This is a genomic window from Olivibacter domesticus (assembly GCF_900109575.1).
Lineage (GTDB): Bacteria > Bacteroidota > Bacteroidia > Sphingobacteriales > Sphingobacteriaceae > Olivibacter > Olivibacter domesticus.
The window spans coordinates 1,192,524-1,206,630 of sequence record NZ_FOAF01000001.1 but is presented as its reverse complement, the minus strand read 5'-3'; the positions used below and the strand labels follow the sequence as shown (position 1 = coordinate 1,206,630).

The 14,107-nt window shown below is 43.2% G+C and carries 10 protein-coding genes; 5 read left to right on the top strand and 5 right to left on the bottom strand.

Going from position 1 to position 14,107, the window contains the following annotated elements:
- Positions 1–39: 39 nt before the first annotated feature.
- Complete coding sequence (locus BMY50_RS05100; RefSeq protein WP_093319518.1) at positions 40–1,143, bottom strand: FecR family protein; 1,104 nt, start codon at positions 1,141–1,143, stop codon at positions 40–42.
- A gap of 52 nt (positions 1,144–1,195) precedes the next feature.
- Positions 1,196–1,765: an RNA polymerase sigma factor gene (locus BMY50_RS05095; RefSeq protein ID WP_093319511.1), complete on the bottom strand. Its 570-nt coding sequence runs from the start codon at positions 1,763–1,765 to the stop codon at positions 1,196–1,198.
- A gap of 313 nt (positions 1,766–2,078) precedes the next feature.
- Between BMY50_RS05095 and BMY50_RS28565 the strand changes: the two genes are divergently transcribed.
- From BMY50_RS28565 to BMY50_RS05070, 5 genes are all read left to right on the top strand, one after another.
- Positions 2,079–2,210, top strand: a complete 132-nt coding sequence (locus tag BMY50_RS28565; RefSeq protein WP_262496885.1) for a hypothetical protein — start codon at positions 2,079–2,081, stop codon at positions 2,208–2,210.
- Positions 2,211–2,418: 208 nt separating this feature from the next.
- Complete coding sequence (locus BMY50_RS05085; RefSeq protein ID WP_093319497.1) at positions 2,419–2,601, top strand: RNA polymerase sigma factor; 183 nt, start codon at positions 2,419–2,421, stop codon at positions 2,599–2,601.
- A gap of 30 nt (positions 2,602–2,631) precedes the next feature.
- Entirely contained in the window at positions 2,632–5,358 is a 2,727-nt protein-coding gene (locus BMY50_RS05080) for a GH116 family glycosyl hydrolase (protein WP_093319493.1), read from the top strand.
- Positions 5,359–5,485: 127 nt separating this feature from the next.
- Entirely contained in the window at positions 5,486–6,583 is a 1,098-nt protein-coding gene (locus BMY50_RS05075) for a Fic family protein (RefSeq protein WP_093319488.1), read from the top strand.
- 600 nt (positions 6,584–7,183) lie between these two features.
- Positions 7,184–8,065, top strand: coding sequence for an AraC family transcriptional regulator (locus BMY50_RS05070; RefSeq protein WP_093319484.1), 882 nt, complete (start codon positions 7,184–7,186; stop codon positions 8,063–8,065).
- Positions 8,066–8,123: 58 nt separating this feature from the next.
- Here the strand turns inward: BMY50_RS05070 and BMY50_RS05065 are convergent, their stop codons facing one another.
- The 3 genes from BMY50_RS05065 to BMY50_RS05055 are packed head-to-tail and all read right to left on the bottom strand — an operon-like array spanning position 8,124 to position 13,909.
- On the bottom strand, positions 8,124–8,960 hold the full coding sequence (locus BMY50_RS05065; RefSeq protein WP_093319482.1) for a hypothetical protein: 837 nt from the start codon (positions 8,958–8,960) through the stop codon (positions 8,124–8,126).
- 16 nt (positions 8,961–8,976) lie between these two features.
- A complete protein-coding gene (locus tag BMY50_RS05060; RefSeq protein ID WP_093319479.1) occupies positions 8,977–10,668 on the bottom strand; it encodes a RagB/SusD family nutrient uptake outer membrane protein in 1,692 nt (563 codons plus the stop codon).
- Positions 10,669–10,678: 10 nt separating this feature from the next.
- Entirely contained in the window at positions 10,679–13,909 is a 3,231-nt protein-coding gene (locus BMY50_RS05055) for a SusC/RagA family TonB-linked outer membrane protein (RefSeq protein WP_093319474.1), read from the bottom strand.
- Between the last annotated feature and the right edge of the window lie 198 nt (positions 13,910–14,107).

Below are 14,107 nucleotides of genomic sequence, written 5' to 3'. Positions count from 1 at the left end.
CTTCAACCTCCGGATTTTAATTTCCCAATGGTTTTATGGTTAGTATTTCATCACAACAATCCTCCTTTCATCAATTTTAAAACGAACTTGTTCCGTTAATTCTAATCTCCGCAAAACCTCAGAAACGTTAGCATAGCGAGATACTCGGCCCCCGAAACGTAAGGAGGGATCGACCTGTTCATAGCTTATACGAACGTTATACCAACGGCTGATTTGCTGCATAATGTCTGCTAAAGTTTGTTCGTTGAAAGAGATAAATCCTGATCTCCAAGCAGTTGTTTCGTCTGTGTCTACTTCGCTGATGGTAACACCTTCAGTGGCGATGGATGCGCGATGACCGGGATAGATGATTTCTGAGAACCCTTCTCGCTCTATTTTAATTTTTCCGGAAACTAGGGTGGTATGCTCCACGGCTTCATCCGGATAGGCTTGCACATTGAAACTTGTGCCCAGTACTTGTATGTGTTGATTTTTTGTCTTAACCCGGAATGGACGGTTTTTATCCTGGGCGATTTCAAAATAAACTTCGCCGCTGATCGTCACTTCTCTTAGATCGTTGGAAAAGCTACTGGGAAAACGAATGGATGAGGCCGCATTTAACCATACTTTGGTGCCGTCTGCTAGCATTAACTGGTACTGACCACCTTTAGGTGTTTCGAGCTCATGAAAAGTGGATAATGATAAATCATCGTTTGTACGCTGACCTGGAACGGGTACTCCGTTTAAGTAACTTACTGCGCTGGCGTGCATCTTGATGCCGGCATTTAGGCTGTCTAATGTTATTCTTTTTCCGTTGCTTAGCTTCAAAGTAGCTCTATTGCCGCCAGCAGGTATGTCTACTACCATATGTTGCTTGGCAGAAGGGGTGGGAGAAGGCCTCATGTAATGATATAGGAAATAAACGCCGATGAGTAACATGATGGCTGCAGCGGCACTATAAACAGGACGATGGTTTTTTCTTTTTTGCCCGGTGGTGTGCGCTTCAATGTTTTGCCAAATCTCGTCTTTCACAAGGTCATCACTTGGTGCGGCTTTGGGATCATGGCTGTATAGATGAAGACGCTCTATCAAGCGCTTTTCTGCTGCTGTACACATACCCTGCTGATAGCGCTTGAGGAGCTCGGCTAGTTCGTCCTTCGTCATGGTGCATAATTGTTTAGGTTCCCCTTTTCTACAAAGACGGATGGATGAGTCTTTAGGGTAAGAAAAAAAATAAAAAAAGTAATAAGAGGGATTTTTTTAAGCGTATGAGCGCATTTTTGATCTGTCTATTTACATTATCACGTGAAATATCTAAGCGTTCGCTAATTTCCTGGTGGCTCAGCATGTCCTCGCGGCTAAACTGAAATATGGTACGCATTTTAGGTGGCATTTTTTCAAGGCATGCTTCAAAGCGTTGGATCAACTCTTTTTCAAATAAGAGATCATCTATTGTATTATGGCCTTCCTGATAGTTTTTAGCAAGGGTGTCGATATAATGATGGGCATATTTTGCGCGAGATGAATGGTCGATTATCTTATTCAGGGTCGCTCTATACAGGTAGGCGCGGAACGAGCGTTTTAGCTGTAAATTTTCTCTTTTTTGCCAGATAGAAATAAAAACGTCTTGTATAATATCCTTCGCATCATCTGGATGGGTGGTTCCAGAAACGTAAAGCCAAAGTACCTCCCAATACCGTTCATATAATTCTTTATATGCCTGATGATCTCCTGCACTAACCTCATGAAAAAGCTGCTCGTCGGTGTACAACCTATATTCAGGCATAAAATGTAAATTATTGAGATTTATTTTGGTTTAGAAACAAATATAGTAGATTTTCCACGTCACGCAAGAAATCTTTTACACTGGCTAGGTACGATCATCATCAGTAGAAGAAGATTGTTTTTTCCTATTTCTTTATTCCATTCGCCGACCAAATATAGGGATATTTTGTTAATCTATAAAATCTATAGATTTTATTTGAGCACAGAATGGCATTGCAAAACCTGAAGGAATGCTTAGCGTTAATTGTTCTTTATTCTTGATAATTAGTTGTTCTTTTACCTTGGATGTGAAAGAACCAAAACATCAAGGCTTTATGGCTTTCGCTAAAGATTCAGGTCTGAACGCTCAATCCTGTGTAGCCGCTCAGCGCGATGGCCAACGCTTCGCTTCTTCACATGATTTTCTATCCTCCACTTTTCTGAATCTTTTGACGCTCATTCCATGAGGCCGGTCATGCATGCGTGCCGCCTACATCTTAACCTCCACTGATCAATCGATTGCATAAATTAGTGAATATAGTTGCCAACAATGCTAATATTGTTGAATGAGATGTTTATTCCCTTTAGTAACTATGTGTAACCCAATAGTTGCCTAATAATTGAAATTTTTTTTGCTGAAATTTGTAATGAGGGGCGATGGTATAATGTCATTGTATGAATACGAACCAAGCTACTTATAATCTAATTGCCACTCACTGGCCCGCTTTCATCAGAGGTAGCCAATCAGCCTTTACGGTAATTTATAATAATAGTTTCGACGCCTTGTACAGATATAGCTTAAAGTTTATACAGGATGAGGAAGGTCTGCAAGACGTGATACAGAATCCGGGCTGGTAGGAATTTTCAAAATTTAATTGTTGATGGACTATGATGAATAATAAAATGCAGCGACGAAGATTTTTAAAGCAATCAGTACTTATTGGATTCGGTTTACTAGCGACTCGATTCCCCACGTGGGCAGCGAGTACTTTTGCCCAGGATTATCCGAAACATAACATCCCTGTTGATAAAAATATCGATGCGAACTGGTTGCGGGGCCTAAGAGTGCGAGGGACGCCGATTAGCTATTTGAAAAGTCGAAACGAGCTGAATTATATCGGTATGCCTGTTGGCGGACTGCACAGCGGAACCGTCTATATCGGTGGGGATGGGCGCTTATGGCTTTGGCAGATATATAACCAAACGATCGAGCCGTGTCATGAAGGGATTGACCCGAAAACGGTGCGCTGGGATGACGGCACTTCGGTGCGTGAGATACGATCGCGAGATGGATCTGCTTATGTTGAACCGGCTATTGCTGAGAATAAAAGAGTGCTGGATCAGGGTTTCGCTATTAAAGTTATTTATAAGGGAGAAACTTTTATAAAGGAATTGAAAGCCGATCATTGGGAGGAGGTGATCTTTCAACCTTCTTATCCAATATCCTTGATCACCTATAAAACGTCGGAATTTCCTGTGGAAGTGCAATTCACAGCTTATGCTCCTTTTATTCCTTTAGATACTGAGAGTTCTTCCTTACCCGCCACTATTCTGCGTCTGGAAATCAAAAATCTAGTGAATGAGGATCTGGAAATGTCCATTGTTGGATGGATGGAAAACGGAGCGAATAGGTTTACTGCCGAAAAAGGCAAGGGAAAGAAGCGAAGTAAGGTGAATGATCTGGAGAGGGGAAAGGCTTTGTTATTTGATTTTAGCAGTACGGACAAGGCTCTTGCCTCTGCACAGGATGCGGGTACGATGTGTTTAGCTTGCCATACACAGGACGCCTATTGTATTGCCGATTTTTCACCGTGGCCGGTCAGCAGTGAAAGTTTTAACAAGCTTGAACAAGGCGCTGCACAAATAGAAAAAGATGCAGGAGAGAAGTTAGTAGGAGCGATCTTATTGGGCAGTGCTATTGAAGCTGGAAAGAGCTTTAAAGCGGATTATTCCATTTCCTGGCATTTTAATAATCTGCATCCGAAATTGAAGGAGTTGGTAAAGGATGCGCAGGCGGGTTATTGGTATGCAACGAAATTTAAAGATGCATGGGAGGTAAACCAATACATCGCATCGAAGTGGGATTATCTAACCACCCATACGGAACTGTGGCAGCAGACCTGGAATGACAGTTCTTTACCGCATTGGTTTTTGGACCGTACCTTTGTGAATATCGGTACCTTGGCAACGGCGAATACCTATCGTTTTGCAAGTGGCCGTTTTTGGGGGTGGGAAGGTGTAGGAGCCTGCCCGGGCACTTGTACCCATGTTTGGCAGTATGCGCAGGCAGTTGCTCGTATATTTCCGGAATTGGAACGTGATCTTCGGCAGCGGGTGGATCTGGGTGTAGGCTTTAAGCAAGATAGCGGTGTGATCCTTTTTCGTGGAGAAAATCAAACCCATCCAGCGATCGACGGGCAGGCCGGTACGATTTTGCGTTTTTACCGGGAACATCAGATGAGTAGTGATGACCAGTTCTTAAAAACCAATTGGTTCGGTATAAAAAAGGCCGTGCAATTTATGTTGGCACAGGATAAAAATGGGGATGGTATGATTGATACACCGATGGAAAATACCTTGGATGCCGTATGGGAGGGTGAAATTGCTTGGATTGTAGGGCTTTGTGTTGCTGCGGCCCGCGCAGCGGAGGAGATGGCGAATGAGGTAGGAGATAAAGCTTTCGCTAAAGTTTGTTCGGAATATGTGACAAAAGGTCGTAAAAACATGGAAGAGCAGCTTTATAACGGGGAATACTTTATTCATCGGCCAGATTCAGTGCAGGGTAGAAAGAAGCTAGGCTCTTATAATACGTGCCACATTGATCAGGTATATGGACAAAGCTGGGCTTTTCAGGTGGGACTGCCACGGGTATTGGATCGGGATAAAACGCTTTCGGCTTTAAAAGCGTTGTGGAAATACAATTTTGCCATGGATGTAGGCCCCTATATCAAAACGCATGTTGGTGGAAGGCCTTATGCTCTTGCAGGTGAGGGTGGGATGGTGATGAATACGAACCCGAAGAATGAACCGAAACCTTATGGAGAGAATGTAACTTGGCAATTGGGCTATTTCCACGAATGTATGAGCGGTTTTGAACATCAGGTAGCGGCCCATATGATGGCTGAAGGGATGATAGACGAAAGTTTGATACTGACGCGGGTAATACATGATCGTTACCATGCCGCTAAAAGAAATCCGTTTAATGAGATAGAATGCAGTGACCACTACGCGCGGGCGATGGCTAGTTACGGTACTTTTATCAGCGCATGTGGTTATGAATATCATGGCCCGAAAGGGCATATCGGTTTTGCCCCTAAGGTTAAACCGGAGGATTTTCGTGCTGCCTTTACCGCTGCGGAGGGTTGGGGCACCTATTCACAGCAAAAAAACAACGGGCAACAACGTCATACAATTAGCTTAGCTTATGGAGAATTAACGCTTTCGTCCTTATCCTTTGAACTGTTGAATGCTGGCGAGGAAAGGCAAGTTATTGTTCACCACAACGGTAAAAAAATCGCATTAAAGGCGGAGCAGTTAAACAATAAGATGTTGATTCGCTTGAAAACTACTCTTGTTTTAAAACCGACGGAATCGCTGAAAGTAGAAATTATATGAAGAAAATAGGATTGTTTTTGATTGGTGTACTTAAGCCGCTTTATTGGGAACATGAGCCGATTATTTCTTTTAATCGGCTCAAAAAAATGTTATATTTGAGCCGATTAATTATACTAATCGGCTCATTATGTACAACTGGCAATATAAAGATTGGCCCAATTTCACTTATTCGATAGCAGATCTATCCGCTACTAGCATCGTATTTGCAAGGGAGCTTGGATTGATAGGCGGCCTGATAACGGGCTTGAATGATGAGTTGAAGCAAGAGGCCCTGGTAGAAGTTCTTATAGCAGAAGCTATCAAAACATCTGAAATTGAAGGGGAGTATATGAGCCGTGAAGATGTCATGTCTTCTATCAAGAGAAATTTAGGATTAGATGATGACACCCCTGTTCGCGATAAGCGAGTTACTGGGATAGCTAAATTGATGACCACTGTTAGAACAGATGCTGCGGACAAATTGTCACTCAATATGATACAGCGTTGGCATCGGCTTTTAGTGGAGGGTTTTCCAAAAATTAGTGGAGGTGAATGGCGTAGGGGTGAAGAGCCAATGCAGGTTGTCTCGGGCGCATATGGCAAAGAGATTATCCATTACGAGGCACCCCCATCTTCTCAAATGCCCAAAGAGATGGAGCAGTTTATAGACTGGTTTCATCACGATCGTTTTGACGTAAAAGACAACATTATGCAGGCTTTATTAAAGGCCGCAGTTGCCCATGTTTATTTTGAGTCTATCCATCCCTTTGAAGACGGAAATGGACGTGTTGGAAGAGCTTTGGCTGAATATACACTCTCCAATACACTTCAGAGCCCTGTTTTGCTGTCTATATCCAAAACCATTGAAAAAGACAAAAAGCAATATTACGAGGCACTAAAACAGGCGCAGTCGGGCTTAGATTTAACAGCATGGATTCATTATTTTACCGAGGTTATAGTAGAAGCACAACGAAATGCAAGAGAGTTGGTGGAGTTCACCGTAAAAAAGGCCAAATTTTTTGATCGGTTTACTGCCCTCCTTAATGAGCGGGAATTAAAGGTGATTAAACGAATGCTCGAAAATGGATTGGAGGGCTTTGAAGGCGGGATGACAGCTAAAAAGTTCATGGCGATAGCTAAAACTTCTAAAGCAACTGCCACCCGAGATTTACAACACTTGCACGCTATAGGGATCTTGAATCAAATTGGTGCCGGCAGGTCTGTTAGGTATGAATTGGTTTTTTAACCTACTTTCTTTCTCCGCGAAAGAAAGTAGCAAAGAAAGCTCTCGGCTTAAAATGTTCTTCGAGCGGCTGTACAGTTACTTAGCCTTTACTGCCCGAACATTTTGAGGCCGATTTTTTTTGTTATGAACAGACTTTCCTATCGGACTATTATTTATTTGATCCATGGGTCGTACAAGCGTGTCATTTATCGCGCAATGCTTCCGTCACTCACAACTCGCAACTGACAACTCGCAACTCAAACTTGTATCAACCTAATGTCATGCTTATCTCATAGTAGAAAAAAAATGTAAGAAAACTTGTCAAAGTGTAATTTGTACACTATCTTTGTGTCATCATAATTTAGGTTTATAATTGGTTAGTTAAAAGTCTTCAATCTCCCCGGTTGAAGACTTTTTTTGTTTAGTAAATTTACAGCATTTTCATCTCTTTCTAATAATTTAATGAACGCACTGTCAAGATCATACTTCATGCATACAATTTAAGAACTTAGGGCTTGGGCAGGTGTTAATTAGGCATGGGGTTCTCTTTGTTGTGAAAAGCAATGGTTTAGTATTGCTGTATTCGAACTTTATAGTTAATTTAGCTCGAAACCTATATCTATGTCTTCAATATTACGCGAGATAACACCGCTTTCACCTAAAGATTGCCTGTACATTGCCGATCGTGTGAAAAGTGAGTTCACTTACCCTATACATAGCCACGAGGAATACGAATTAAATTTCATCGAACGTGCGGCAGGGGTGAAACGGATTGTGGGCGATTCAATAGAAACCATCGGTGATTACGACCTGGTGCTTATTACGGGCAAAGATCTGGAACATGCTTGGCTTCAGAACAATTGTAAGCTGACAAATGTACGGGAGATTACCGTACAGTTTTCACCTGATTTGTTTTTCAACAACTTTCTTCATAAAAATCAATTTAATAGCATTAAAGCTATGTTGGAAAAAGCTCAGAATGGCATTTCATATCCCTTGAAGGCTATTATGAAGGTATATCATTTGTTGGATACGATTGCTCATGGCGAGCAAGGCTTTTATACCGTAATGAAATTTCTGACGATATTACACGAGTTATCGGGTTTTACGGATGTAGCCAAAAGTTTATCTAGCACCTCATTTGCTCATGTAACGGTTGACAACAACAGTCGTAGGATAAAAAAGGTTCAACAGTATATATTTGATAACTATAAGAAGGATATTCGTCTGAACCAAATGGCAGATTTAACAGGGATGTCGCCCGTTGCCTTTAGTCGTTTTTTTAAATTACGAACAGGCCGGTCTCTTACCGATTATATTATTGACATTCGATTGGGCCATGCCACCCGCTTATTGATTGAATCACGAATGACGGTAGCTGAAATCTGCTATGACTGTGGTTTTAATAATATTTCAAACTTTAACAGACTTTTTAAGAAAAGTAAAAAATATGCTCCTTCTGAATTTAGAGATAACTATCTGAAAAAGAAGGTGCTGGTTTGATAAATAGGAGGTGGTACTACACCTCCTATTTATTGAAATTTCATAACGTCCTTAGCCCTTAATTACTTGCTTTAAACATCCAGAACCAACCTGTTCCGCCTGAGCCAGCTCCGGGTTCCGGATAGCTGAGCACCATGCTTCCATCGTTTAGCAACAAGATGTCATACACATAAACAGGAGCGCCATCCTCATTAGGCGATTTGCCGCAAAGAACGGTAGCGCCACTGAGTGTTAGTTTGCCTTTTGCCCAAACCGTGCCGTCATCTAAGGTTATCTTTTTCGTCATATCAAACGTGAATTTTCCAGTCTCGGTAGAACCGTCCGATTTTTCTTTGGTGAACTTGGCGCCTTTAAGCGAAAAAGTCATTTTCGCACCAGCACCTTCGTTTGCCGCTTGATCGTCAATGTCGGCTATCTTAAGCGTCCACCATGCGGGCGCTGAATTGGTCATGTAACCTCCATTACCCCATACGGCTGGCTGTGTATCATCCCAGGTCCATTCTTTTTCAGTGCCACCTGTTAGATAGCTCCATTCTAAAGGTACTTCAAAGTATAGTTCATCCACATTTACGGATAGTGTTTTCGAGATCTCCGTGCCATCGGGGTTTCTACCGGTGAATGTAATTTCGTTTTGCCCTGTTACTACGAGCAACACAGTGTCTGTTTTCTTTGCTGATGTTCCAACACCGAAATCCCAAGACGATAATACCGGACTTTTATTGTCCAATACCACTTTGTTGGTGTTTTTTCCATCAATGACTAGAGGTGTTGCCGTTATATCAAGCTGTTCGGCGTTAATTGCGCCTCCTATATCCAGCCGATCTTCCATCGGGTCGCATCCGATAAATGCGAGGTTCGTGATTAATACGATTATATATATAATAAAACGATTCATAATATTAGATTTTTGATTACCATCCTGGGAATTCGGCCTCGGCTGTGCCCCAACCTTTATTTTGGGTCATTACACCTTCCGACAATTGTATTTGGGATTCGGGCAATGGCCAAAACCCACCTGTTGCTTCATATCTTGCCCGATAGCCACCGCCAAAGGCGCGCATTTTGGTGTCTATCCCTTTGTTTTTGATATCAACACCTTCTTGCGCCGCTAAAGCATTGGCAGCATCTCCCCAGCGCATCAAATCGAAATAGCGTATCCCCTCGAAAGCCAGTTCCCAACGTCGTTCTCTTTTTAACGCGGTTAATGAATAGGGAACTGCCGCTAATTGAGCACGTGCACGCACGCGATTTAGATTCGTGGCATCTTCTTTTAGCTCGGCATGCATTAATAGCACATCGGCAAAACGGATAAGTATGAGGTCTTGCATATGGCTTCTTTGCATATCATCAATGGCATTGTCTTTTAATACTGCATACGAATTGATTAGGGTGCCATCTTTGTATGCGCGTATAGGAATGTATTTTTTCTGCCAGAAACCGGTTTCTTCCATTTGCGCATCGGCACCGTATATATAATTCTCTACATCTGTTTCTACATTTAGGATGGAGCCGGTGCGACGGATATCAGTGGGTTCGGCTTGTCGCCATTCATTCCATAAACTTGTGTTTACGGGGCCTGCACCCCATCCGGGACCGAAAGGAAAGGTAGCTTCACCGCCGTTATTAGAACGAAGGCCAAAATGCAATACATATTGGTTAGAGTAGCCCAATTGATAATTGTCGCCCCAATCTACCGAAATACCAAACTTCACGGCAAAGACTGTCTCCTTATTACCGTCGCCTTCCCATTTGAGGTTGTTGTCTTTTACATAGTCATAATCGGCAGCGGTGAATTCATTGGTATAGGGCCAGAGATTGCGAAAGTCGCTCACCAGATCATGCCCACTGTTACTGATACAATCTTCCAACCAGCTTATCACTTGGTTTTTTTCAATTGCACCGCCACCAGCCACCGGCAATGACGTTTTTTGATAATAACCGGTATAGAAGAGGAACACACGGGCCATTAACGCTTCTGCCGCCCATTTGGTGGCATGGCCAGCGCTGGTACTGCTGTAAGCGCTACCGGGCATCAGGTTTATAGCCTCCTGTAGATCGGATGCGATTTGTGCATACGTTTCATCTGCTGGCGCTTTCGGCAGATTCTGTGCTTCTACGCTGATTACGAGCGGAACTTCACCAAATAGCTGTGATAATTCAAAATAGAATAGGGCCCGTAGAAAATAGGCTTCTCCTTTTAGTTGATTCTTCTGCGCTTCGCTTTCCCACCCTTCGATATTGTCAAAATTGGCAAGTGCTGTGTTTGCTCTATAAATCCCCTGGTAACGGGCGGTCCAATAAGTTTCAAAGCGACTGGGTTTGGTATTCATTAAATGATCCAACCCCTGCATATCCTTATCGTTCTCCCCACCGCCGCCAAAGCGGTCATCGGAAGCCAATTCTGCCATATAAAATGACGTGTTTTGCGAGTTGGAGATCGCCTGACTTAAGGTAGAGTAAATGCCGGTAATCATTTGATTTGCGTCTGCTACGGTTTTCGGAAAGTTGCCCGTATTTTTCTTGGTATAATCTTCTGAATCCAAAAATTTCTCGCAGCTTGTTAGTGAAAGCATTACGGCTGCTGTATATAATAGTTTTTTCATGATCGTTCTGTTAGAATTTTAGGTTTAAACCAATCAGGTAGGTTCGTGGGCTTGGGTAAAAACCGAGGTCGATACCGGAGACCCACGACTGATCATAGCCGTAACCAATCTCTGGATCCATACCCGAATATCCTGTAAAGGTGTATAGGTTTTGCGCTGTAAAATAAAGTCTGGCTTGGCCAAAAGGCATCTTCGGGAACCACGACTTTAAGTCGTAACCGAAAGTGATGTTTTGAATTTTTACATAATCGCCATCTTCTATGTAGATATCTGAAATGTACTGGCTATTGGTGTGACTGCCCATGGTTAAACGGGGGTACCTGTTAGAGGTGCCTTCTCCATGCCAACGCTCAAATACTTCGGTGGTGTAGTTTTGCAAGGGGCTATCGGCAAAGGAACGATACGATTTGGCAATTTGATGGCCAAAGGCTCCAGTAGCTGTGATAGAAAGGTCAAAACCTTTATAGCCAACGGTAAGATTTAAGCCACCCGTGAAGTCGGGGTGCGGATTACCGATCATGGTTTTATCTGCATTTGTAATTGCGCCGTCGCGATTGTTGTCGACGAAAATTACATCACCCGGCTGCGCGGTTGACAACACACCTAAGCCTTGGTTTCTGTAGTCTTCAATTTGCTGGATATTCTGAAAAATACCGGCGGTTTGATAACCATAGAAGTAACCGATAGGGTAGTCTACTTGAGCACGATACATCTCGGTTGTGCCCTGGCTAAGCACATTTTCTGCTCCATGGATAATGCCTTCGGCATTGGCTATTCGCAACACTTTGTTTTTATTGTATGCGCCATTTAAGCTAATGCCATATCGAAAGTCGTTGATGGTTTCGTTCCAGGTTAAGCCTAGTTCAACACCGCGATTCTCCACATCTCCACCATTAATAAATGGTGCATTCGTGCCGTAGATAGCTAAAGTTGGTGCTGCCACCAACCAGTCTTTAGTGGTTTTTTTATACCAATCGAAGGTCCAACCCAGGCGGCCATTGGCAAACCGAGCGTCGAAACCTATATTGAGTTGTTCAGACGTTTCCCAAGTAATGTCTGGATTTGGTAGGATGTTTGGATAGCCACCAGTTTGCAAAGCCCCTTTATTGTTGCCAAAATAATAACCGTTTTGGGTGTCAAAGGCAACGGTTGCCAGGTATTGCCAGCCAGCAATATTTTGATTACCATTTTGCCCCCAGCTGGCCCTTAGTTTAAAAAAATCTAACCAGTCTTTGCTGCCCTGCATAAATGATTCGTTGCTCACCACCCAACCGGCTGCTACCGAAGGGAAATATCCCCAACGGTTACCCGGAGCAAAGTTGGATGATCCATCCGCCCGTAGAATGAGGGTAGCCATATAGGTTTCATTGTAATTATAGTTTAAGCGGCCGAAAAAGGACGCCAGGGAACCTTCAGGCCAAGGTGAACCGGATAAAATTGTAACACCTTCTGCAACGCCTTTGGTGTTGGTAATCCAGGCATTTTTCCATGATCCCGGAAATATGGAGTTTGAATTGGTGGCGCTTAAATCTGAACCCATGCCCCATTTTTCAATGGATTGCCCTAGAACTGCATCGAAGTTATGCTTGTCGCCAAGTTTCCATAAGTAAGAAAGGGTATTCTGGAAGGTCAGGCTATTACCGCTTCCCTGACTTTGTTGCACATCATCTTGTGGGTTGGCATTGGTTGTAGACAAGGTAAAGACTGGCGTGTATTGACGGTAAGAAGAAGCAGTCATCTTGTAACCGAAGGTACTTTTAAAGCGTAAGTTTTCGATCGGTTGTATCTCCAATGAGGCATTGGCAAAGAGCGAATGGTTATTGCTAATATTCTGGCCGCGTCTGTATACCATATCGGCTATAGGGTTGGCGGTTGCGCCGTCTAATACCCAGCCATCAGCCGTTTTACTAGCTTGGTCGTAATATTCTCCTGCATCGTTGTAAACTGGCATCAGTGGATTTCCTATTAACATGTTGTGAATATCATTCCAGTAAATATTACCGATACCAATACCGGTTTTCTTATTGTAGGAATAGGTGAGGTTTTCACCCAAGGTGATCACATTAAAGCGATCGTTCTTTAATAAGATATGTTCAGAATTGATCCGGAAGTTATGCCTCGTGAAATTTGGCTGAACTGGTTTTCCGAAAATACCGTCTTGGTTGGAGAATGAATAGCCCAGGGTAAACCGGGATTGCTCGTTACCTCCGTTCAGGTTAATGGCATGATTCTGGGTTAAGGCATTCTCATTTCGAATTTCTTTCAGCCAGTTAGTGCCATTCCAGGTACCGTTTGTAATTTGCTCATATTGCTTAGGTATGAGGTTCGCCCAATCGTAAGGAGCCTGTCCTTCATTAAAACGAATTTCATTCAGAATGGTCATATATTCTTGCGCATTCAGCAGCGAGGGTATTTTATAGGGATTCTGCCAGCCTGCAAAAGCGTCGTAGCTCAGGGCTAATTTTCCGGCTTTACCCTGCTTGGTGGTAACGAGTACAACGCCGTTGGCTGCTCGTGAACCATAAATTGCTGCGGAGGCGGCATCCTTTAGAATGTCGACCGACTCGATATCCGACGGATTGAGCGTGTTGATATCACCTCCGGGAATACCGTCGATAACGTAAAGTGGGGAGGAGTCACCGATGGTTCCTAAACCACGTACGGTTACTTTGAAACCTTCTCCCGGCATCCCGGAGCCCTGCGTGATCTGAACCCCGGGCGATTGGCTCTGCAGGGCACCCATCACACTAGTGGTACTCAGTTTTTGTATGTCTTCGCCCTTTACTTGTACAGAAGCACCGGTTGTTAGCTTCTTCTTTTGGGTACCATAGCCGATGATAACGAGTTCATCCAAGCTGTTAACGGCGTCTTCCAAGGTGACATCCAGGGTAACCTGACTACCAATGCTGACACTTTGGCTAAGGTAGCCGACATAAGAAAAGATTAAGGTAGCATTGGCATCGCCCACCTGCATGCTGTACCTACCATTGCTGTCGGTGGTGGTTCCTCTGGTAGAACCTGACTCTTTTACGCTAACGCCGGGCAGGGGTTCACTCTTGCCGTTGGTAACTCTGCCGTTAATTGTTCTTTGTACGCTTATTGCGGATTCGCCAGGCAGTATTAATCGTTTGCCTGCGTGTGAATCGGGAGCAATTGCGAATAGTGCTAGGGACGTCATCGTCCACTTTAAAGCAAAGCATAGCGAAGCTCGCCCCCTCTTTTTGTAAATTTTGGATTTCATTTAGATTTAAGATTAGGATAAAAGGATAATTGCTTATAATTCTGATAGCAAATGTAATGCTTTGCTTGCCCCGCTACATGTATAATGTTAGCAAGAACCGACACTTATTTAACATTCCCTTTTTCATTAATGGCAATCCGTACTTTATGAATTAATGGGTCTTAAGTGTGTTCAAATGCTGTTTATTTTGTGAGCGCA

Bases quoted from the DNA above. Each gene is read 5' to 3' on its own strand.
- BMY50_RS05100 (WP_093319518.1), bottom strand. From the start codon at position 1,143: ATGACGAAGGACGAACTAGCCGAGCTCCTCAAGCGCTATCAGCAGGGT.
- BMY50_RS05095 (WP_093319511.1), bottom strand. From the start codon at position 1,765: ATGCCTGAATATAGGTTGTACACCGACGAGCAGCTTTTTCATGAGGTT.
- BMY50_RS28565 (WP_262496885.1), top strand. From the start codon at position 2,079: ATGGCTTTCGCTAAAGATTCAGGTCTGAACGCTCAATCCTGTGTAGCC.
- BMY50_RS05085 (WP_093319497.1), top strand. From the start codon at position 2,419: ATGAATACGAACCAAGCTACTTATAATCTAATTGCCACTCACTGGCCC.
- BMY50_RS05080 (WP_093319493.1), top strand. From the start codon at position 2,632: ATGATGAATAATAAAATGCAGCGACGAAGATTTTTAAAGCAATCAGTA.
- BMY50_RS05075 (WP_093319488.1), top strand. From the start codon at position 5,486: ATGTACAACTGGCAATATAAAGATTGGCCCAATTTCACTTATTCGATA.
- BMY50_RS05070 (WP_093319484.1), top strand. From the start codon at position 7,184: ATGTCTTCAATATTACGCGAGATAACACCGCTTTCACCTAAAGATTGC.
- BMY50_RS05065 (WP_093319482.1), bottom strand. From the start codon at position 8,960: ATGAATCGTTTTATTATATATATAATCGTATTAATCACGAACCTCGCA.
- BMY50_RS05060 (WP_093319479.1), bottom strand. From the start codon at position 10,668: ATGAAAAAACTATTATATACAGCAGCCGTAATGCTTTCACTAACAAGC.
- BMY50_RS05055 (WP_093319474.1), bottom strand. From the start codon at position 13,909: ATGAAATCCAAAATTTACAAAAAGAGGGGGCGAGCTTCGCTATGCTTT.